Source organism: Porphyrobacter sp. GA68, assembly GCF_022605525.1.
Taxonomy (GTDB): Bacteria; Pseudomonadota; Alphaproteobacteria; order Sphingomonadales; family Sphingomonadaceae; genus Qipengyuania_B.
The window spans coordinates 1,129,305-1,148,433 of the sequence record NZ_JAKQYJ010000001.1 but is presented as its reverse complement, the minus strand read 5'-3'; the positions used below and the strand labels follow the sequence as shown (position 1 = coordinate 1,148,433).

Annotated in this window: 19 protein-coding genes; 6 read left to right on the top strand and 13 right to left on the bottom strand. The window is 65.4% G+C overall.

The window, feature by feature from the left end:
• The first annotated feature begins 135 nt into the window (after positions 1 to 135).
• Positions 136 to 1,590 carry a pyruvate kinase gene (pyk, locus tag LHJ54_RS05695; RefSeq protein WP_228242949.1) on the top strand — a complete coding sequence of 485 codons (1,455 nt, stop codon included), beginning with the start codon at positions 136 to 138 and terminating at the stop codon, positions 1,588 to 1,590.
• Between the two features lie 52 nt (positions 1,591 to 1,642).
• Here pyk and LHJ54_RS05690 read toward each other — a convergent pair whose 3' ends face one another.
• The 6 genes from LHJ54_RS05690 to LHJ54_RS05665 all read right to left on the bottom strand — a co-directional run bounded on the left by LHJ54_RS05690 (position 1,643) and on the right by LHJ54_RS05665 (position 7,962).
• A complete protein-coding gene (locus LHJ54_RS05690; protein ID WP_228242948.1) occupies positions 1,643 to 2,695 on the bottom strand; it encodes a sensor histidine kinase in 1,053 nt (350 codons plus the stop codon).
• A 117-nt stretch (positions 2,696 to 2,812) separates the two neighbouring features.
• Positions 2,813 to 5,152, bottom strand: a complete 2,340-nt coding sequence (gene pnp / locus LHJ54_RS05685; RefSeq protein ID WP_228242947.1) for a polyribonucleotide nucleotidyltransferase — start codon at positions 5,150 to 5,152, stop codon at positions 2,813 to 2,815.
• A gap of 171 nt (positions 5,153 to 5,323) precedes the next feature.
• Complete coding sequence (gene rpsO, locus LHJ54_RS05680; RefSeq protein ID WP_228242946.1) at positions 5,324 to 5,593, bottom strand: 30S ribosomal protein S15; 270 nt, start codon at positions 5,591 to 5,593, stop codon at positions 5,324 to 5,326.
• A 5-nt stretch (positions 5,594 to 5,598) separates the two neighbouring features.
• Positions 5,599 to 6,660, bottom strand: a complete 1,062-nt coding sequence (truB, locus tag LHJ54_RS05675; RefSeq protein WP_228242945.1) for a tRNA pseudouridine(55) synthase TruB — start codon at positions 6,658 to 6,660, stop codon at positions 5,599 to 5,601.
• A gap of 3 nt (positions 6,661 to 6,663) precedes the next feature.
• Complete coding sequence (locus LHJ54_RS05670) at positions 6,664 to 7,347, bottom strand: site-2 protease family protein (RefSeq protein ID WP_228242944.1); 684 nt, start codon at positions 7,345 to 7,347, stop codon at positions 6,664 to 6,666.
• A gap of 24 nt (positions 7,348 to 7,371) precedes the next feature.
• Complete coding sequence (locus LHJ54_RS05665) at positions 7,372 to 7,962, bottom strand: thymidine kinase (protein ID WP_228242943.1); 591 nt, start codon at positions 7,960 to 7,962, stop codon at positions 7,372 to 7,374.
• 56 nt (positions 7,963 to 8,018) lie between these two features.
• Between LHJ54_RS05665 and LHJ54_RS05660 the strand changes: the two genes are divergently transcribed.
• Complete coding sequence (locus LHJ54_RS05660) at positions 8,019 to 9,644, top strand: AbgT family transporter (protein WP_228242942.1); 1,626 nt, start codon at positions 8,019 to 8,021, stop codon at positions 9,642 to 9,644.
• 13 nt (positions 9,645 to 9,657) lie between these two features.
• Here LHJ54_RS05660 and rbfA read toward each other — a convergent pair whose 3' ends face one another.
• The 7 genes from rbfA to pspF all read right to left on the bottom strand — a co-directional run bounded on the left by rbfA (position 9,658) and on the right by pspF (position 17,273).
• Positions 9,658 to 10,053: a 30S ribosome-binding factor RbfA gene (gene rbfA / locus LHJ54_RS05655; RefSeq protein WP_228242941.1), complete on the bottom strand. Its 396-nt coding sequence runs from the start codon at positions 10,051 to 10,053 to the stop codon at positions 9,658 to 9,660.
• Positions 10,054 to 10,119: 66 nt separating this feature from the next.
• Positions 10,120 to 12,666, bottom strand: a complete 2,547-nt coding sequence (gene infB, locus LHJ54_RS05650; protein WP_228242940.1) for a translation initiation factor IF-2 — start codon at positions 12,664 to 12,666, stop codon at positions 10,120 to 10,122.
• Positions 12,667 to 12,674: 8 nt separating this feature from the next.
• Positions 12,675 to 13,424 (bottom strand): DUF448 domain-containing protein, encoded by a 750-nt coding sequence (locus LHJ54_RS05645; RefSeq protein WP_228242939.1) that lies wholly within the window; start codon positions 13,422 to 13,424, stop codon positions 12,675 to 12,677.
• Positions 13,405 to 15,090, bottom strand: a complete 1,686-nt coding sequence (gene nusA / locus LHJ54_RS05640; protein WP_228242938.1) for a transcription termination factor NusA — start codon at positions 15,088 to 15,090, stop codon at positions 13,405 to 13,407. The genes LHJ54_RS05645 and nusA overlap by 20 nt, the downstream gene beginning before the upstream one ends.
• The gene (rimP, locus tag LHJ54_RS05635) at positions 15,090 to 15,653 is read right to left on the bottom strand and encodes a ribosome maturation protein RimP (RefSeq protein ID WP_228242937.1); all 564 of its coding nucleotides are present in this window, start codon (positions 15,651 to 15,653) and stop codon (positions 15,090 to 15,092) included. Before rimP ends, nusA begins: the two co-directional genes overlap by 1 nt.
• 144 nt (positions 15,654 to 15,797) lie before the next feature.
• The gene (locus LHJ54_RS05630) at positions 15,798 to 16,184 is read right to left on the bottom strand and encodes a PilZ domain-containing protein (RefSeq protein WP_228242936.1); all 387 of its coding nucleotides are present in this window, start codon (positions 16,182 to 16,184) and stop codon (positions 15,798 to 15,800) included.
• 69 nt (positions 16,185 to 16,253) lie between these two features.
• Entirely contained in the window at positions 16,254 to 17,273 is a 1,020-nt protein-coding gene (gene pspF / locus LHJ54_RS05625; protein ID WP_228242935.1) for a phage shock protein operon transcriptional activator, read from the bottom strand.
• 135 nt (positions 17,274 to 17,408) lie between these two features.
• Here pspF and LHJ54_RS05620 point away from each other — a divergent pair, with 135 nt between their 5' ends.
• The 4 genes from LHJ54_RS05620 to pspC are packed head-to-tail and all read left to right on the top strand — an operon-like array spanning position 17,409 to position 19,128.
• A complete protein-coding gene (locus tag LHJ54_RS05620) occupies positions 17,409 to 17,564 on the top strand; it encodes a hypothetical protein (RefSeq protein ID WP_228242934.1) in 156 nt (51 codons plus the stop codon).
• Positions 17,561 to 18,454, top strand: coding sequence for a phage shock protein PspA (gene pspA, locus LHJ54_RS05615; protein ID WP_373457054.1), 894 nt, complete (start codon positions 17,561 to 17,563; stop codon positions 18,452 to 18,454). Before LHJ54_RS05620 ends, pspA begins: the two co-directional genes overlap by 4 nt.
• Before the next feature lie 3 nt (positions 18,455 to 18,457).
• On the top strand, positions 18,458 to 18,754 hold the full coding sequence (gene pspB / locus LHJ54_RS05610; protein ID WP_228242933.1) for an envelope stress response membrane protein PspB: 297 nt from the start codon (positions 18,458 to 18,460) through the stop codon (positions 18,752 to 18,754).
• Positions 18,751 to 19,128 (top strand): envelope stress response membrane protein PspC, encoded by a 378-nt coding sequence (pspC, locus tag LHJ54_RS05605; protein WP_228242932.1) that lies wholly within the window; start codon positions 18,751 to 18,753, stop codon positions 19,126 to 19,128. Before pspB ends, pspC begins: the two co-directional genes overlap by 4 nt.
• Position 19,129 lies beyond the last annotated feature (1 nt).

Genomic DNA, 19,129 nt, shown 5'->3' with positions numbered 1-19,129 from the left:
AAGCTCCGTTGATGAGGTGAATCGGCTCCGTTGCTCGATAACGGCGCGGCCGGGCAAACGAAAGTGCCTTGGCGTCACGGAAAGGCGGTGTTCTGGCGTTGCAATGGCCCCCGCTGCTCGCATAGGGCACCGGCCATGGCAAAGCTTCAACCCCGCGGCCGCAAGGTCAAGATTCTCGCAACGCTTGGCCCTGCCAGCAATACTCCGGAGATGCTGGAACGGCTGCTGCGCGCAGGGGCCGACGCGTTTCGCGTGAACATGAGCCACGGCGACAAGGCGGACCATGCCGCCGTCATCAAGGCGATCCGCGATCTGGAGGCGCGGTTCAACCGCCCCATCGCCATCCTCGCCGACTTGCAGGGGCCGAAACTGCGCGTCGGCACCTTCGCGAACGGACGGGCGATCATCCGCCACTCCGGCCACTTCACGCTCGATCGCAATCCTGAACCCGGCGACGAGACGCGCGTGTACCTGCCCCACCCCGAACTGTTCGGCATCATGCAAAAGGGTCAGCGGCTGCTGATCAACGATGGCAAGATCCAGCTGAAGGTGATCCGGGCTGACGCGGATGCCATCCTCTGTTCGGCCGAGGTCGGCGGCGTCATCTCCGACCGCAAGGGGGTCAATGTGCCCGATGCGGAGGTTCCGATCCCGGCCCTTACCGAAAAGGACAGGGCGGACCTCGCCTTCGCGGTGGAGCACGGTTGCGACTGGATCGGGCTTTCCTTTGTTCAACGGCCGGAAGATCTGGCGGAGGCAAGGAAGCTCATCGGTGGCAAGGCGCTGCTGTGCGCCAAGATCGAAAAGCCGTCGGCCATCCGACGGCTGGCCGAACTGATCGAGCTGTCGGACGGCATCATGGTGGCGCGCGGCGACCTTGGCGTGGAGCTGTATCCCGAAGAGGTTCCGCCGTTGCAGAAGAAGATCGTCAATGCCACGCGCACTGCGGGCAAGCCCGTGATCGTCGCGACCCAGATGCTGGAATCCATGATTGAATCTCCCGCTCCGACCCGGGCCGAGGTGTCGGACGTCGCCAACGCGGTTTATGACGGGGCGGACGCGGTGATGCTGTCGGCTGAAACGGCGGCAGGCGAATGGCCGGAAGAAGCCGTCGCCATCATGTCGCGCATCGCGCGTCAGGTAGAAGGCGATGACGCCTATCTGGAACGGGTCCGCTTCCTTGCCACGACGCCTGACGCCACCACCGCCGACGCCCTGTCACATTCGTGCATGACCATTGCCGACACCATCCGGATCGGTGCCATCGCCGTGTTCACCGCGTCCGGGTCGACCGCCCGGCGCGTTGCGCGAGAGCGGCCCAGCGTGCCCGTCATGGTTCTGACGCCGTCGCGGGCAACGGCTCGCCGGTGTGCGCTGCTGTGGGGCGCTTACCCGGTTGTCACCAAGGACATCGGCAGTTTCGAAGAGATGATCGCCAAGGGCAAACGAATGGCCCTGCGCCACGGGTTCGGGGAGGCGGGTGCGCGCCTGATCGTGCTGGCAGGCGTGCCGTTCGGAACGCCCGGCGCGACCAATCTGCTCCATGTGGTCACGCTGACCGGGCAGGAACTCGCCGGCTACGAGCGGTAGGCGGCGAGACTGACAGGGTCGGCCAATTCACCCCGTTGGGGCAAAGCCTGACTCACCCGGGCAGCGGTGGCTCCGGCAGGTCGGACGCAATTTCCAGCCGGGCAACCGTTCCTTCGCCGACGGGCGCGGCGCTCATGGTGAAGCTGCCGCCCAGGGACTGCGCCAAAGTACGGGCGATCTTCAACCCCAGGCTTTCCGCCTGCGCAAGGTCGAAACCGGCCGGCAAGCCGGCGCCGTTATCGGCAATCACGATCTGTGTTCCGCCGTCCACCGGGGCCACGGTGACAATCACCTGCCCCTCTCCGGTCAGGCCGAACCCATGTTCCAGCGCATTGTTCAGCGCCTCCGCCACGACCAGCGCGGTCGGGATCGCCTTTTCCGGAGGCAGCACCGCGTTAGAGTGCGCCTCGAACTGGTAGTCTATGTCCGCCCGGCCGGACGCCGCGATGACGTCGCGGCAGATCTGGTCGATATAGGCCGCCAAGCTCAGCTGAGCGCCCGCCGGATCATACAATTGCCGCTGGATTCTGCCGACCAGCCCCAGCCGCCGGCTCGCCTCGTCCAGCGCGTCGCGGGCGGCGGGTTCGGTCACGCGCCGCTTTTGCAGCGCGAGGAGCGATCCCACCATCTGGATGTTGTTGCCGACGCGGTGCTGCAGTTCCTTGAACAGCATCTCGCGCGTTTCCGCGAGTTGCGCGCTGCGCTCCCGCTCGCGGAACAGCTGCTGATTGGCGGTCTGCATCCAGTGGATGACGGCAAGTTCCACCGAAACGATGAAGATGAAGAACCCGAGGGCAAGAGAAGAATCGTAGTGCAGTTCAAAACTGTTGAACGGCGCCACGAAAAAGTACCAGGCCGCCAGAAACGACAGGATCGCAGCCAGCAACCCTGGTCTCAGCCCAAACAGGAATGCGGTCAGGATGACGGCCGGGAAAAAGGTGAGGTAAGGAAATCCGGCCGGCAGGCCGCTGCCGATGGTCCAGCGAACCCACCAGGCGGCGAACGACAGTCCCATCGCCACCGTGTAGCCAACCCAGGGCCGATTGCGGGCGAGGGGCAGATGGCGCAGGAAGTCGGTGGCGGATTGTGACGGCGTGTCGCTCATCGGCAGGCTGATCCTTCGGCGATCCAGTTATCGTTGTCTGGCAGCCAACCTCATCCAAGAAAAGGGCCGTAGGCGCTTTGCCCACGGCCCAAGTCTTGCCCAACAAGGGACGCGCAGTCAGTCCTTCAGGAACGCGGGCATATGGTCGACGTCGCCGCCACTCTTGCCTTCGCCATCTCCATCACGGGACTGACGATCGCCGCGGGGTCCACGGTCGCCGCCGCGCTGGCCACCGTCGCGGTCGCCCCTGGGGCGCCGGCGGTCGCCGTCACGGCCGCCCCGGCCGCCGCCACGATCGCCCCGATCCCCGCGATCGCCGCGCGGTTCGCGAGGAGGCCGGGTGTCTTCAAGTTCCTCGCCGGTTTCCTGGTCAACCACCCGCATCGACAGGCGTACCTTGCCGCGCGGATCGATCTCCAGCACCTTGACCTTCACCGCCTGACCTTCGGACACGACGTCGGTCGGCTTCTCCACCCGCTCGTTCCGCATCTCGGACACGTGGACGAGACCGTCCTTGCCGCCCATGAAATTCACGAACGCGCCGAAATCGACGATGTTGACGACCTTGCCGTCGTAGATCTTGCCGACTTCCGCCTCTTCGACGATGCCGAGGATCCACTTCTTTGCGGCTTCGATCTGCGCGCCGTCGGACGAGCTGATCTTGATGATACCTTCATCGTCAATGTCGACCTTGGCGCCGGTTTCCGCGACGATTTCACGAATGACCTTGCCGCCGGTGCCGATAACGTCGCGAATTTTCGACTTGTCGATGGTGATCGTCTCGATCCGCGGAGCATGGGCCGAAAGTTCCGTGCGGGCAGAACCCAGCGCCTTCAGCATTTCGCCCAGGATATGCGCGCGGCCTTCCTTGGCCTGGGCCAGTGCCTTGCGCATGATGTCCTCGGTGATCCCGGCCACCTTGATGTCCATCTGGAGCGAGGTGATACCCCTTTCGGTGCCGGCGACCTTGAAGTCCATGTCGCCCAGGTGATCTTCGTCACCCAGGATGTCGGACAGGACGGTGAAATCGCTGCCTTCCAGGATCAGGCCCATGGCGATGCCGCTGACCGGCCGTTCAATCGGAACGCCCGCGTCCATCATGCTGAGGCACCCGCCGCACACCGTCGCCATCGAGGATGACCCATTGCTCTCCGTGATGTCGGACAAGACGCGGATCGTGTAGGGGAAGTCTTCCTTGGACGGCAGGACCGGGCGCAACGCGCGCCAGGCGAGCTTACCATGCCCCGTTTCGCGGCGGCTGGTCGCGCCGAACCGGCCAACCTCACCTACCGAATACGGCGGGAAGTTGTAGTGCAGCATGAAATTCGAATAGGAGAGGCCTTCCAGTCCGTCGATCATCTGCTCCGCATCGCGGGTGCCCAGCGTGGTGGTGCAGATCGCCTGCGTCTCACCGCGCGTGAACAGGGCCGAACCATGGGTCCGGGGCAGGAAGTGTACCATCGCCTCGATCGGGCGGACCTGATCCACCGAACGCCCGTCGATGCGCTGCCCGTCCTTCAGGATGGCCTTGCGCACGATATCGGATTCCAGCTTCTTCACGAGCTTCAGCTTGCCCAGGTACTGCGCCGGATCGGCGTGTTCCTGGCTTTCGTAATGCTCGCGCGCCTTGGCGCGGGCGGCGTTGACCGCGTCCTGCCGCTGCGCCTTGTTGGTGATGCGGTAGGCGGCGGCGAGGTCATCCCCGATCAACCCGCGCAGTTCGTCCAGAACCGCCGACTTGTCGTCGACCGGCTGCAGATCCCACGGATCCTTTGCCGCCTGTTCGGCAAGGTCGATGATGGCGCTGATGACCTTGCGGCATTCCGCATGGGCGAAGCTGACGGCGCCCAGCATCTCTTCCTCGGTCAGTTCCTTGGCTTCGGACTCGACCATCATGACCGCATCGTTGGTGGCGGCGACCACCAGATCGAGACGTCCTTCCTCCAGCGCCTTGTCGGGCATGGGGTTCAGCACGTACTCGCCGTCGATGAAGCCAACGCGGGCGGCACCGATCGGGCCCATGAAAGGCACGCCTGACAGGGTCAGCGCGGCAGACGCGGCGATCATCGCTACGATGTCCGGCTCGCTCTCGCCGTCATACGACAGAACCTGCGCGATAACGTTGATCTCGTTGTAGAACCCTTCCGGGAACAGCGGGCGGACGGGCCGGTCGATCAGACGGCTGGTCAGCGTTTCCTTTTCGGTCGGACGGCCTTCACGCTTGAAGAACCCGCCCGGAATGCGGCCGGCGGCGGAAAACTTTTCCTGATAATGCACGGTGAGCGGGAAGAAATCCTGCCCTTCCTTTACGGTGCGTGCCGCCGTCACGGCGCACAGCACCACCGTTTCGCCATAGGTCGCCAACACGGCGCCATCGGCCTGCCGCGCGATGCGGCCGGTTTCCAGAGTGAGGGTCTTTCCGCCCCACTCCAGCTCTACTTTCTTGGTATCGAACATGTATTTTCCTTCTGAACCCGCCAGCCATATTGCATGCGCGGGGCCTCTGATGCCGGGTAAACCGTCCCGGTCCGGTGTGGGGCCTTGTTGCGGCCCCCGGCTCTGGCGCCGAATTGCGCCGTCAGCCCATAAGCGAAGGGCGGCCTTGTCGAGCCGCCCTTCACGAAACCCTTATTTGCGAAGTCCGAGCTTCTGGATCAAGGCGTTGTACCGCTCCAGATCGACCTTCTTGAGATAGGCGAGCAGCGTGCGACGCTTGTTCACCATCATCAGGAGACCACGGCGGGAATGGTTGTCCTTGTGGTGCTCCTTGAAGTGTTCGGTCAGGTTGCGGATCCGTTCCGTCAGGATGGCGACCTGCACTTCGGGCGAACCGGTATCGTTCGCTTCGCGGGCGTTATCCTTGATGATTTCCTGCTTCTTTTCCGCCGTGACGGTCATGTGTGCTACTCCGCGACATCGATCAGGTTGAAGCCCCGCACGACCTTGGCCGCGCCTTGCGCCAGTTCCATCAACGCCACCGGAACACCGTCCAGCTTGGCAAGATAGAGGCCGTCGGCCTGGGACAGTTCCGCGATGACCCGGCCCTGGCGGACCGCCTGCGCGCTTGCGGGATCGAGGTGCAGAGCCGGGATGTCGTCCAGCCCCGCCTCCAGCGGCAGGAGGAGGTCGTTAAGGGCCGCGCCTTGACCGATCGTGTTCAGTTTGTCCAGCGAAATCGCCTGACCCTGGCCGAAGGGTCCGGCCCTTGTCCGCCGCAGATAGGTGACATGGCCCAGCGTGCCAAGCGCACGGGCGACGTCGCGCGCCAGGGAACGGATGTAGGTCCCCTTGCTCACATGGGCCATCAGAGTGATGCTGTCGACGAGTTCCAGCGGCGCCGTGGGATCGAACGGGTCGGGCCGACCCATGGTCGTGGCAAAGGTGCTGAACAGCCCGGCGTCCTGATCGGGCGAGACTGATTTTCGGGGCAAGTCCTCTGCGGCGTCAGCCAGCGCATCTTCCTCTTCTCCGCCGCTGGGAAGAAAGGTCAGCGAATGAATCCTGACCCGCCGCGGCTGCAATTCGACCGCCTCTCCCGACCGGGCGCGGTCGAACGCGCGCCGGCCACCAACCTTCAGCGCCGAATAGGCGGGCGGAACCTGTTCGATCTCCCCTTTGAAATGCGGAAGGATGGCGGCAATCGCCGCGCGCGGAGGGCGGTGCTCGGTCTGCTCCACCACCCGGCCCTCGGTGTCGAGCGTGTCCGTCTCTGACCCGAACTGGATGGTGAACTCGTAAACCTTGCTGGAGTCGAGCAAGCGGCCGCACAGCTTGGTCGCCTCGCCCAGCGCAATCGGCAGCACGCCTTGCGCCAGCGGGTCCAGCGTGCCGCCATGCCCGACCTTGACGCGCGCATATCCGGCTTCCCTGAGGTTGCGCTTGACCGCGCCGACCGCCTGCGTCGACCCCAGGCCGGGCGGCTTGTCGAGGATGATCCAGCCCGAAGGGGCGCTGCTGTCAGCCATGGGTCAGCCCGCCACCGCGCTGACGACCTGCATGTAGCGGCCGTGCAGCCATTCCACCGGCGGCAGGATGACGTTTTCGATAACCCCCAGCTGCGGCGCAAACCAGGTGAGTGCGACCAGGCCGAAGAAAAACACCATGCCGACAGGTCGCAGCCGTTCATACTGGCGCGCCGCCTTTTCCGGCAGGATCCCCTCCACGATGTGCGAGCCGTCGAACGGCGGGATCGGCAAGAGGTTGAACAGCGCGATGAAGATGTTGATGATGATGAAGTATTCCAGCCCGTTTGCCAGCCCCATCATCCACACGGACCCGTTGCCGCTGGTCAGCACCTTCAGCACCGCGCCGAGCAGAACCGCCCCGACCAGCCCGAGAATGAAGTTGGTGCCCGGCCCCGCCGCCGCGACCGCCACCATGCCCCAGCGCGGATTGCGCAGCCGGTCCTTGACGACCGGTACCGGCTTGGCCCAGCCGAAGATCGGCCCCTTCGCCAGCGCCAGCAGGCCAGGCACGACCAGCGTGCCGACCGGATCGACATGGCGAAGCGGATTGAGGCTGAGCCGCCGCTGCTCGCGCGCGGTCGGATCGCCCAGCGCGTTTGCCACCCAGCCATGCGCCACCTCGTGAAAGACGATGGCGATGATGAGGGAAGGCACCAGGATCAGCGCCAGCATGATGGTGTCGGACATGGCGGGTATATGGGGCGTGGCGGGTCAGCCCGCCAGCGCTCCGCCGATCCCATGCACGAAATGACGGCGGCACAGCGCAACATACCGGTCGTTGCCGCCGATTTCCGTCTGTGCGCCCTCGTTCACCGCCCGCCCCTGTTCGTCCACCCTGAGGTTCATCGTTGCCTTGCGCCCGCAGTGGCAGACCGCCTTCAGTTCGACGAGAGCATCCGCGATACCCAGAAGCGCGGCGGACCCGGCGAACAGCTCGCCGCGAAAATCGGTCCTCAGGCCATAGCACAGCACGGGAATGTCCGCCTCGTCGGCGAGCCGGGCGCACTGCCAAACCTGCGCCGGGGACAGGAACTGCGCCTCGTCCACCAGCACGCAGGCGAGCGGCCGGCGCTGGTGAGCCTCGTTGACTTCTATCCACAGGTCCGTGTCGGGGTGGAACAGATGCGCCCCCGCCTCCAGCCCGATGCGGCTCGCGATCGGCTGCCCGGCCGAGCGGGTGTCCAGCCCGGCGGTCCACAGCATCGTCGCCATGCCCCGTTCCCGATAGTTAAAATCGGCCTGCAACAGGTTGGTTGATTTGCCTGCGTTCATGCTGGCATAGTAGAAATACAACTTGGCCATCGCGGCGGCCCCTTCGGGCAAAGCCGCGCGGCGCGCAAGCATGGTTGGGAGGATGAGTGGCGGACAATGTGGCGGCTGCGGATGCGCAGCGGGGAATACTTGGCTGGATAGAGCGCACCGGCAACCGGCTGCCCGATCCGGTATTCCTGTTCTTCGGCCTCATCGGTGTCCTGATCGTCATCTCCATCGTCGCGTCGCTGGCGGGTTGGGCGGTCACTCACCCGACCGAAGTTGACGAGGCAACGGGCGCGGCGCGGGTCATCGCCGCCGAAAGCCTGCTCTCGCCCGGCAATATCCAGCGGTTGTGGGTGGAGATGCCGACCACCTTCACGCACTTCCACCCGCTTGGCTATGTGCTGGTCGTCATGCTGGGCGCCGGCGTCGCGGAACGGGCCGGCCTGTTCGGCACCGCCATGCGCGCCGGCGTGAAAGACGCGCCCAAGCACTTGCTGACGCCTATCGTTGCGCTGGTCGGCATGGTCGGCAATCTGGCTGCGGATGCCGCCTATGTCGTGCTGATCCCCCTGGCCGGGATCATTTTTCACGCCGCCGGGCGCCACCCCATCGCCGGCATAGCCGCAGCCTTTGCCGGAGTTTCGGGCGGGTTTTCCGCCAACCTGCTGCCGGGTCAGCTTGATGCGCTGCTGTTCGGTATCACGGAAGCCAGTGTTGAGACCGTGTTCGGCGGCTTTACCGCCAATATTGCGGGCAACTGGTACTTTATCTTCGCCATGACCTTCGTGTTCCTGCCGGTCATCTGGTTCGTGACTGACCGCCTGATCGAGCCGCGGCTCGGGACGTGGAACGCGGCAATGGCAGGCGGCACCAGCCCGGAACAGCAGGGCGAGGTAGAAGATGGCGACCGCCCCCTCACCGCCGGCGAGCGGCAAGGACTGCGCTGGGCCGGACTTGCCACGCTGTTCGTGATCGGCCTGTGGCTGTTCTTCACGCTGGGGCCGGGAACGCCGCTGATCAATGAAGAGGCGACCCCCGAAGCGCGGCTGACCCCGTTCTATCAAAGCCTGGTGGCCGGCTTCTTCATCCTGTTCCTGCTGGCCGGTTGGGCGTACGGCAAGGCGGCGGGCACGGTGAAGAACCACCGCGATCTGGTGCAGATGATGTCAGGGTCGATGGCCGACCTTGCCTATTACCTGGTGCTGGCATTTGCCGCCGCGCACTTCGTGGCGATGTTCGCGTGGTCCAATCTGGGCCTCATCCTGGCGGTGAACGGCGCCGACGGCCTGCGCGCCAGCGGCCTGCCGGCCTGGGCACTGCTCGGCGCGATCGTGGTGGTGACCGGACTGCTTAATCTGTTCGTCGGGTCGGCCAGTGCCAAATGGGCACTGCTGGCGCCGGTGATGGTGCCAATGCTGATGCTGCTGGGCATTACGCCGGAGATGACCACAGCCGCTTACCGCGTCGGCGACGGGGCGACGAACATCATCACCCCGCTGATGGTGTATTTCCCGCTGATCCTCATCTTCTGCCAGCGGTGGCAGAAGGATTTCGGGCTGGGTTCGCTGGCGGCCACCATGCTGCCCTACTCCATCGGGCTGCTGCTGTCGGGTCTGGCGCTGGTGATCGCATGGGTCGCTCTCGACCTGCCGCTGGGACCGGGGGCACAGGTGTTCATGGACCCGCCGACGACGATCGCGCCCACCGCTCCGACGCAGGCGCAGTAATCAGCGGGCGACTCTAGTCCTCGTCTTGGAGGTCGCGGACCACCTTTTCGTCGCGCAGCAACCGCTCGATCCGCTCCGCCTCGTCGAAGCTCTCGTCGGCGGCGAACCGCAGCTTGGGCGCGAACTTTAGGCCGAGGCGCTTGGCTACTTCCTTCTGGAAGAACGCGGTGTTGGTGCGCAGGGCCTTCAGCACCGCCGCCTCGTCCCGGCCCAGCAGCGGCTTGATATAGGCCATCGCGTGGCGCAGGTCGGGGGTCATGCGCACCTCCGTCACGCTGACGGCGTGGGCGCTGAGCGTGTCGTCATGCACCTCCTGCCGGACGAGCAGTTCCGACAGGATATGCCGCACCCGCTCCCCCACCTTCAGGACGCGGACCGATTGCTGTTCGGGGGTGGAATGCTGTTTCACCTTATCCGTCCTTAGCGAGCGTAGTGGCGGGTGCACCCCTTCTGAGCTGGGGGAGCAGTCAAGCCGCTACAAAGTCCGCTCCCGCTCCTCCACCTCAAAGACTTCAAGCTGGTCGCCAGGCTTGATGTCATTCGTGTCCGCCAGCACCACGCCGCATTCCAGCCCCGTGCGCACTTCGTCCACGTCGTCCTTGAACCGGCGGAGCGACTGGATAACGGTGGCCGATACGATGACATCCTTTCGGGTGAGCCGGGCATGCAGCCCCTTGCGCAGCACCCCTTCGACCACCAGCAGGCCGGCCGCCTTGTCGCGCTTGCCCGCAGGGAACACCTGCTTGACCTCGGCCCGGCCGATGACGTTCTCGACCTTGAGCGGGCCGAGTTCGCCCAGCAGCTCCTTCGTGACCTCGTCGGTCAGGTGGTAGATGACGTCGTGGTACATCATCCGCACCTTTTCGCGTTCCACCAGCTGCCGCGCCTTGGCGTTGGGACGCACGTTGAAGCCGATGATCGGCGCCTTCGATGCCGCTGCCAGTGACACGTCCGTTTCGGTGATCGCGCCTACCCCGGCGTGCAGCACGCGCACCTTGATGTCGTCATTCGACAGGTTGTGCAGGGCCGACACGATGGCCTCCACCGAACCCTGCACATCCGCCTTCACCACCACCGGATATTCGATGACGCTGGACTGCAGCCCGGCGAACATGGTGTCGAAGTTCGTCGGCGCCAGCGCGGTGCGCTTGGCAGTTGCCTGTTCCTGCCGATAGGCTGCGACTTCGCGGGCGCGCTGTTCGTTCTCCACCACAGTCAACTGGTCGCCGGCCATCGGCACGCCGCCCAACCCCAGCACCTCCACCGGAACGGAGGGGCCGGCTTCCTTCACCTGGCTCCCCTTGTCGTCGATCAGCGCGCGGACGCGGCCGCTCTCGGTGCCGACAACGAAGGTATCGCCGCGCTTCAAGGTGCCGCGCGTGACCAGCAGGGTTGCGACCGCGCCGCGCCCCTTGTCGAGCTGCGCTTCCACCACGATGCCTTCGGCGTCGCGGTCGCGCCGCGCCTTGAGGTCCAGCAGTTCGGCCTGCAGCTGGATCGCCTCGACCAGCCTGTCCAGTCCGTCGCCTGTCTTGGCCGATACTTCCACGTCCTGCACGTCGCCCGACATGGCCTCTACGACGACATTCTGTTCCAGCAGGCGTTCGCGGATGCGCTGCGGGTTTGCCTCGGGCTTGTCCACCTTGTTGATGGCGACGATCATCGGCACGCCCGCCGCACGGGTGTGATTGATGGCCTCCACCGTCTGCGGCATGATGCCGTCATCCGCCGCCACCACCAGCACCACGATGTCGGTGACATTGGCACCGCGCGCGCGCATCTCGGTAAACGCCGCGTGCCCAGGTGTATCGAGGAAGGTGATCTTGTCCCCCGCCTTCGTGGTGATCTGGTACGCGCCGATATGCTGGGTGATGCCGCCGGCCTCGCCCTTCACCACGTCGGTTCCGCGCAGCGCATCCAGCAGCGACGTCTTGCCGTGGTCGACGTGGCCCATGATCGTGACCACCGGCGGCCGCGGACGCAGCGTTTCTTCGGGATCCTGATCGACCGACGTGTCGATGTCGACATCGCTTTCCGACACGCGGGTGATGTTGTGGCCGAACTCTTCCACCAGCAGTTCGGCGGTGTCCTGGTCGATGGTCTGGTTGACCGTGACCATCATGCCCATGTTGAACAGCGCCTTCACGAGGTCCGCGCCCTTTTCCGCCATGCGGTTGGCCAGTTCGCCCACCGTGATGGCTTCGGGCACGACGACATCGCGCACCTGCTTCTCGCGCGCCTTGCCGCCGCCCCCGCCCTGCGCACGGCGCTCTTTTTCCCGGGCGCGCTTCAGCGCGGCCAGCGAACGAGCGCGGGCGCCTTCGTCGGAGTTCAGCGCCCGGTTGACAGTCAGCTTGCCGCCACGACGCTTGTCGTCGCGTTCGTCCCCGGCAGAACGGGTCTTCTTCTCCTCTTTCTTCTTTTCGGGACGCTTGGGCTCTGGCCGGGCAACCGGAGTGAACCGCCGCGGCGCGGGTGCGGCTGCGGCAGAACCGGAACTCTCCTCGGCCGCTTCGCCGCCAGCCGGATCGGCACTCGCGCTCTCGTCCTGCGCAGCCGGTTCGGCAGGAGGCGCCTCCGCCGCCCGGCGCAGCGCCTCTTCCTCGGCCCTGCGGTTGTCTTCCGCGCGGCGGCGCTGTTCTTCAAGGGCGCTTGCCTGGGCTTCTTCCTCGCGGCGGCGGGCTTCCTCGGCCTTGCGCAGCCGATCTTCCTCGGCTTCGCGAGCGAGGCGGGCGACCCGTTCCTGCGGCGTTTCGCCAGCAGGTGCGCTGGGGCGCGGAGCAGGCTTGGGCGGCGGGGGAGGAGGCGGGGGCGGGGCGGCCACCGGTTCGGCCACCGCGGCGGTCGCGGGCGCCTGCTCCACCGTCTCGCCCGGCTTCAGCAGCTTGCGGCGACGCTTCACCTCCACCGCGACCTTGTTGGTGCGGCCGTGGCTGAAGGTCTGCTTGACCTCGCCCGCGTCGACGGACCGCTTCAGGCCCAGCGGCTTGCGCGTGCGCGCGGTGGTGTCTTCGTCGCTCATAAAACCCGTCAATCCTTCACAAAATCCGTTCCGGCCAAACCAGTCGGTTCAGCCGGGTCAGCGCCGCTCTGCCTGCCGGTGGCGGCAATCGCAGTCCCCTTGTATGCGCTCCAACGTCCGGCGATCGCGCCTACCCGGCGACCGGCACCCTCATCCGTCAGGGCGAGGTGGACGACATTTTCCCGGCCCATTGCCACAGACAGGGCATTGCGGTCCAGTGGCAAGCGTGTCCCCGTCTTTCCCGAACCTTCGGCATCGGTGCCTACCCGCCAGGCCTGGTCGAGCTTGGCCGCGCCATCCGCGCTGGCGTCGGCGGCATGGAACAGATAGGTAACACGCCCTTCCCGCGCCGCCTTGTCGATGCGCTGCGAACCCAGCAGGAGGTGTCCTGCCCGCAATTCAAGGCCAAGACGATCCAGCAGCAGCTTCTGCAGTGCCCGGTCGATCCGTTCCGGCAGGTCCTCGGGCACCCGCAGAGCGCCGCTCTTGAAAGCGTGCGCCAGCGCCCGCTTCAATGTGCCATCGCGGATCGCCTTTTCAAGGGTCGGGCGGTCGACGCCGATCCAGGCACCCCTTCCCGGTGCCCTTGCCTGCACGTCGGGCAGCACCAGCCCGTCAGATGCGACGGCAAGGCGCGTCAGCTCGTCCCGGCCGCGCGACTGGCGGGTCAGGATGCACCGCCGCTCCGGCGCTCCGGAGAACGCGTCGGCGGGTTCAGCAGTGGCGGGCGTCAGGCGCTCATTGGGTGGAGTCCGCATCGGCGGCCTCCTGTGTGTCAGCGGCGCTTGCGCTGTCCGCGTCGAGACCCGCCGCATCGGCAGCCGTTTCCTCGTCCTCGAACCAGTGCGCGCGGGCAGCCATGATAATCTCGTTGCCCTGCTCTTCGGTCAGCCCGAACGCGCCCAGCACGCCGCCTTTGTCCTCGGCTCGCTGCGGCCGGCGCTGCGGCGGGCCGTCGGCTGCGCTGGCACGCCGGCGCGGCGCTTCGGCCTTCTTGGCGATGAGTTCGTCGGTGGCGAGGTCTGCCAAATCGTCCAGCGTCCTGATCCCCGCCTTGCCCAGCGTGACCAGCATGGCTTCGGTCAGGTGGGGCAGCTCGGCAAGGTCGTCTTCCACGCCCAGTTCGCGCCGCTCGGTCCGGTGGGCCTCTTCCTGCCGCTCCAGCGCCTCGGTTGCGCGGTTCTGGAGTTCTTCGGCCAGTTCCTCGTCAAAGCCTTCGATGCTGGCGAGTTCCGACAGCTCGACATAAGCGACTTCCTCCAGTTCCTGGAACCCTTCGGCTACCAGCAACTGCGACAGGGTTTCATCAACATCCAGTTCTTCCTCGAACATCTTGGAGCGTTCGGAGAACTCGCGGCTGCGCCGCTCGCTCGCCTCTTCTTCCGTCATGATGTCGATCTGGTGGCCGGTCAGCTGGCTGGCGAGGCGCACGTTCTGCCCGCGGCGGCCGATCGCCAGGCTGAGCTGGTCGTCGGGCACCACCACTTCGATCCTGCCTTCCTCCTCGTCGAGCACCACCCGGGCGACTTTCGCCGGTTGCAGCGCGTTGACCACGAAGGTCGCAGTATCTTCGGACCAGGGGATGATGTCGATCTTCTCGCCCTGAAGTTCCTGCACGACCGCCTGTACGCGGCTGCCCTTCATGCCGACGCAGGCGCCGACCGGGTCGATCGAGCTGTCGCGGCTAATGACGCCGATCTTGGCGCGGCTGCCCGGATCGCGAGCGGCGGCCTTGATCTCGATGATGCCGTCGTAGATTTCGGGCACTTCCTGCGCGAACAGCTTGCGCATGAAATCGGGGTGAGCGCGCGACAGGAAGATCTGCTGCCCGCGATTGTTGCGTTCGACCTTGGTGATGAGCGCGCGGATGCGTTCCCCGTTGCGGATCGGTTCGCGCGGAATCTGCTGGTCGCGGCGGATAACTCCGTCAGCGCGCCCCAGGTTCACGATGACGTGACCAAATTCGACCGATTTGATGACGCCGGTGATGATCTCGCCGGCTCGGTCCTTGAACTCTTCGTACTGCCGCTCGCGCTCGGCATCGCGGACCTTCTGGAAAATGACCTGCTTGGCAGACTGCGCATCGATGCGGCCAAGGTCAACCGGCGGCAGCGGATCGACGATGAAGTCGCCGACCTTGGCCCCGTCCTGCAATTTCTGCGCCTGCTCGACCGAAACCTGCTTGAAGTAGTCCTCGACCTCTTCGACCACTTCCACGACGCGCCACAGGCGCAGGTCACCCGTTTGCGGGTCGAGCTTGGCCCGGATGTCGTTTTCCGCCCCGTAGCGGTTGCGCGCGGATTTCTGGATCGCTTCTTCCATCGCTTCGATGACGATCGCCTTGTCGATCATCTTTTCCGACGCGACCGAGTTCGCGATTGCGAGCAGTTCGGCCTTGTTGGCGGATACGGCAGTGGTGGCCATCAGTCTTCGACCTTTTCTTCTACTTCGACGATGTCCTCGGCACCCGTGGTGTCGAGCGGTTTGGTGGCGGCGATGAGTTCATCCGTCAGGACGAGCTTCGCCGAGTGAATGTCGGCCAGCGGCAGAGCGGTTTCCCCCGCCTTGTTGTCGATGATAGTGACAATGTCACCGTTGATCCCGCGCAGGATCCCGCGAAAAGTGCGTTGACCGGGCGCCGACTTGTCCAGGCTGATCTTCGCCTCGTGCCCGGTCCAGTTCGCGAAATCCTTGGGCCGGGTCAGGGGCCGGTCGATGCCTGGGCTGGACACTTCGAGGTGATAAGCGCCCTCGATCAGCTCGTCGCCCGCCTCTTCCAGAGCGTCGAGGCGGTCCGACACCCGCCGCGACAGAGCCGCGCACTGGTCGATGATCATTTGCCCAGTGGCCGGGTCTTCCGCCATGATCTGCAGCGCCTGGCCGCCTTCGCCCGCCTCGCTCGCCATCATCTTGACCCGCACAAGATCGAGCCCAAGCGCGCGCGCCTCCGGCTCTATGAGATCAGTCAGGCGGGCTAGATCGGCCATCAACTCTCCAATTAGCTGGACTTTGTGGCAAAGCGGTTTCGTGCCGGCCCCTTGCGGCGCCAGCCCCTACTTCGCTTTCACAATGTCGGGATTGCCGGAGAGATAGTTTGCTCCCGCCCGATTGGCAAGCGCCTTTTCGCAAGATCAGCGGTCGTAGCCCTGCGCCCATGCCCGAGCCGCCTGCCGCGCAGCCTCGTCCTGCATGCGGGCAGCTTCGTCGGCGAGGCCGCGCAGGCCGACTACCTGATCGCGCCGCAACGGCGCGTCGAAGGCGATGCCCGCCAAGGCGCCGCGGCGCCACACCAGCGTGCCGAACAGTTCCAGATGGAGGCATCGTACGACGACCATCACCCCCGGGCGAGGTGGTTCCGGAGCAGCGACCCGGGCACCGGTTTCGGACACGTCGACCACTGTGCAGTCGCCGCTGCCGGTGGCCGAAACGATCCGGGCCGGCAGGCTTACGCGCAGCCGCGAACGGGCGCGCTTCCCTGTCAGGCTGGCCGGTGGAGAACAGGCTGTTTCGTTCCGCATAACAGACCATTTCCGGCCATGGTCTTGAAGAAGCGTGGCGGGCAGGGCCGGCAAAACACCTAGAGCGGATCAGCCTTCGGTCAGCCCGTGCTTCTTTATGCAATGGCGCAACTGGTCGTAGCTGAGGCTGAGCGCCTTGGCCGTCTGCCGCTGGTTCCACCTGTTCGCGCCGAGGTGGTGCGCCAGAATTCGCCGCTCGTAGGCCTCGACCGCAGCGCGCAGGTCATGCACGCTCTCGTGGGTGGGCTCGGGTGCCGGGGCCAGAGCCGGAGCTGCCGTCCCGTTGTCTCCCGATTTCGGGGTGGCCATCGGCTTCCAGGGCGAGGAGAACGGATCGAACTGCACATGGCCGACCGGCTCCTCCCAATTGTCCCAGCGATAGATGGCGCGTTCTACCACGTTGCGCAGTTCGCGCACATTGCCAGGCCAGCGGTACTCCTCAAGCTCTCGCTGCACGTGCGGGGCATAGCCGGGCCACGCCTCCCACCGCAGTTCGGCGGCCATCCGGCGTCCGAAGTAATCGGCCAGCACCGCGATGTCTCCTTCGCGAACCCGCAGCGGCGGCAGGGTAATGACCTCGAACGACAGCCGGTCGAGCAGGTCCGCCCGAAACGTCCCGGCGGTCGCGCGTGCCGGCAGGTCTTCGTTGGTGGCGCCCACGATCCGCACATCGACCCTGATCGGACGGGACGAACCGATCCGCGTCACCTCGCCGTACTCGACTGCGCGCAGCAGGCGTTCCTGCGCACCCATCGACAGGGTGCCCAGCTCGTCGAGGAACAGGGTGCCCTTGTCCGCTTCCTCGAACCGGCCGACCCGCGCCTTGGTCGCGCCGGTGAACGCACCCGCTTCGTGCCCGAACAGTTCCGCTTCGATCAGGGTTTCCGGCAGCGCGGCGCAGTTCACCGTCACCAGCGGCTCGCCCCAGCGCGTGGACAGGCGGTGGAGACGTTCGGCGATCAGTTCCTTACCCGTGCCCCGCTCCCCGATCACCAGCACCGGGCGGTGCATGGGCGCGGCACGGCTGGTCCGCTCTACAGCGTCCAAGAACGCGCCGGATTGCCCAACGAACTGACCTTCCCGCTCCATCGCGCCGCATATTAGCGATCAGCACCAACGAATGGCAACAATTTCGCATTCTACCAATATGCTGGCTCGCTACTTCCCCGAAAACCGCAATTGGCACGCTGGTTGCTTGGCCTGTCGTACAGGAGACGAAACATCATGCAACAGCATCCCTTTTCTGCTACCAGCTTTGCCAAGGCCGCGATGGTATTTGCCCCCCTTATGGCGGCGCTGATCGTGTTTGGCCCGGCTCTGCCTGCCGCGCATATTGCCCCGCAGGCCGGGATGGGCTGGCAGCAGGTGGAACTGGCATGAGCATGTCCGACGACGACTTCCTCCGCCCCGAAGACGACACTCCGGCTCGCGGCCGCGGCGCTGGCCGCGCCCCCCGGATCGAACGTGAGATGGAACGCATCCGCCGTTCGCCCGCTCCGCGCGTGGCCGACAGCGAACCGGAATACCGCCGCCAGCGCCGCACTCCTCGCGGACCGGAAGATTTCTTCAACGGAGCCAACTTGATGGGTATATTCAATCGCACCCGCGACATCATCGCCGCCAACTTCACCGACATGCTCGACCGGGCGGACGACCCGGCCAAGATGATCCGCATGATCATCATGGAAATGGAGGAAACGCTGGTGGAGGTGCGCGCTTCGGCGGCCCGCACCATCGCCGACCAGAAGGAAATGCACCGGCACACGGTCAAGCTGGACCGGTTGCAGGCGGAGTGGGCGGAAAAGGCGCAGCTTGCCCTGTCCAAGGATCGCGAGGATCTGGCCCGGGCGGCTCTCGTGGAAAAGAACAAGGCGTCCGACATGGCCCTTCAGTTGAAGGAAGAAATCGCCGTGCTCGACGATGCCCTGCGCGCCTATGAGCAGGACATCCAGAAGCTGCAGAGCCGCCTGCGCGAGGCGCGCAGCCGGCAGACGGCCATCGCCGCCCGGCTGGAGTCGGCGGAAAACCGGGTCAAGCTGCGTACCCTGATGAGCACGGAGCGGGTGGACGAGGCATTGTCCCGCTTCGACCAGTTGGAGCGCCGCGTCGATTATGCCGAAGGACGGGCCGACGCGCTGAGCATCGCCGGCGAAGGCAAACGGTCGCTCGCCGACGAGATCGCCGCGCTGGAAGGATCGGACAAGGTGGATGAAGAGCTTGAGGCGCTGAAGAAGGCGCTGGGCAAGACCGACGAAAACAAGGAGGGCTGAGAGATGGACGATTTCATCTGGGTCGCGGCGATCTTCATCGCTCTGCCATGGATCGTGCTGCACTACATTACCCGGTGGAAGACCGCCGCAACCATCACCACCGATGACGAGGTGCTGCTGGACGAGCTGTACCAGCTGGCCAAGCGGCTGGACGAACGGATGGACACGGTGGAACGTCTCGTCGCCGCCGACAACCCGGAATACACCGCACCCAAGCTGATCCACGACCGGGAGATCGACAACGAGAAGCTGCGCGAACTGGACCGCATGCTGGCCGAGAAGAAAGGACAACGCCAATGAATACGCCGCGCACGTCGCTCTACAAGGACAAGAGCAACGCCAAGCTGATGGGTGTCTGCGCCGGCATCGCGGACTACACCGGGGTGGATGCGCTGTGGGTCAGGCTGGGCGCGGTGTTCCTGCTGTTCGCGCTGAGCGGCACGCTGATCCCGGTGTATTTTGTCGCCGGCCTTCTGCTGAACAACAAGCCGGAGCATCTCTATCGCGATCCGCAGGAGCAGAAATACTGGCAGGGCGTGCGGCAGAGCCCCAAGCGGACCGCCCGCGAAATCCGCGCCCGGATGAAGGACGTGGATCGCCGCCTGGCCGATGTGGAGACGTATTACGTCTCCAGCAACCCGCGCCTCAACGCCGAAATCGAACGGCTGCGCTGAC

Bases quoted from the DNA above. Each gene is read 5' to 3' on its own strand.
- pyk (WP_228242949.1), top strand. From the start codon at position 136: ATGGCAAAGCTTCAACCCCGCGGCCGCAAGGTCAAGATTCTCGCAACG.
- LHJ54_RS05690 (WP_228242948.1), bottom strand. From the start codon at position 2,695: ATGAGCGACACGCCGTCACAATCCGCCACCGACTTCCTGCGCCATCTG.
- pnp (WP_228242947.1), bottom strand. From the start codon at position 5,152: ATGTTCGATACCAAGAAAGTAGAGCTGGAGTGGGGCGGAAAGACCCTC.
- rpsO (WP_228242946.1), bottom strand. From the start codon at position 5,593: ATGACCGTCACGGCGGAAAAGAAGCAGGAAATCATCAAGGATAACGCC.
- truB (WP_228242945.1), bottom strand. From the start codon at position 6,660: ATGGCTGACAGCAGCGCCCCTTCGGGCTGGATCATCCTCGACAAGCCG.
- LHJ54_RS05670 (WP_228242944.1), bottom strand. From the start codon at position 7,347: ATGTCCGACACCATCATGCTGGCGCTGATCCTGGTGCCTTCCCTCATC.
- LHJ54_RS05665 (WP_228242943.1), bottom strand. From the start codon at position 7,962: ATGGCCAAGTTGTATTTCTACTATGCCAGCATGAACGCAGGCAAATCA.
- infB (WP_228242940.1), bottom strand. From the start codon at position 12,666: ATGAGCGACGAAGACACCACCGCGCGCACGCGCAAGCCGCTGGGCCTG.
- LHJ54_RS05645 (WP_228242939.1), bottom strand. From the start codon at position 13,424: ATGCGGACTCCACCCAATGAGCGCCTGACGCCCGCCACTGCTGAACCC.
- nusA (WP_228242938.1), bottom strand. From the start codon at position 15,090: ATGGCCACCACTGCCGTATCCGCCAACAAGGCCGAACTGCTCGCAATC.
- rimP (WP_228242937.1), bottom strand. From the start codon at position 15,653: ATGGCCGATCTAGCCCGCCTGACTGATCTCATAGAGCCGGAGGCGCGC.
- LHJ54_RS05630 (WP_228242936.1), bottom strand. From the start codon at position 16,184: ATGCGGAACGAAACAGCCTGTTCTCCACCGGCCAGCCTGACAGGGAAG.
- pspF (WP_228242935.1), bottom strand. From the start codon at position 17,273: ATGGAGCGGGAAGGTCAGTTCGTTGGGCAATCCGGCGCGTTCTTGGAC.
- LHJ54_RS05620 (WP_228242934.1), top strand. From the start codon at position 17,409: ATGCAACAGCATCCCTTTTCTGCTACCAGCTTTGCCAAGGCCGCGATG.
- pspA (WP_373457054.1), top strand. From the start codon at position 17,561: ATGAGCATGTCCGACGACGACTTCCTCCGCCCCGAAGACGACACTCCG.
- pspB (WP_228242933.1), top strand. From the start codon at position 18,458: ATGGACGATTTCATCTGGGTCGCGGCGATCTTCATCGCTCTGCCATGG.
- pspC (WP_228242932.1), top strand. From the start codon at position 18,751: ATGAATACGCCGCGCACGTCGCTCTACAAGGACAAGAGCAACGCCAAG.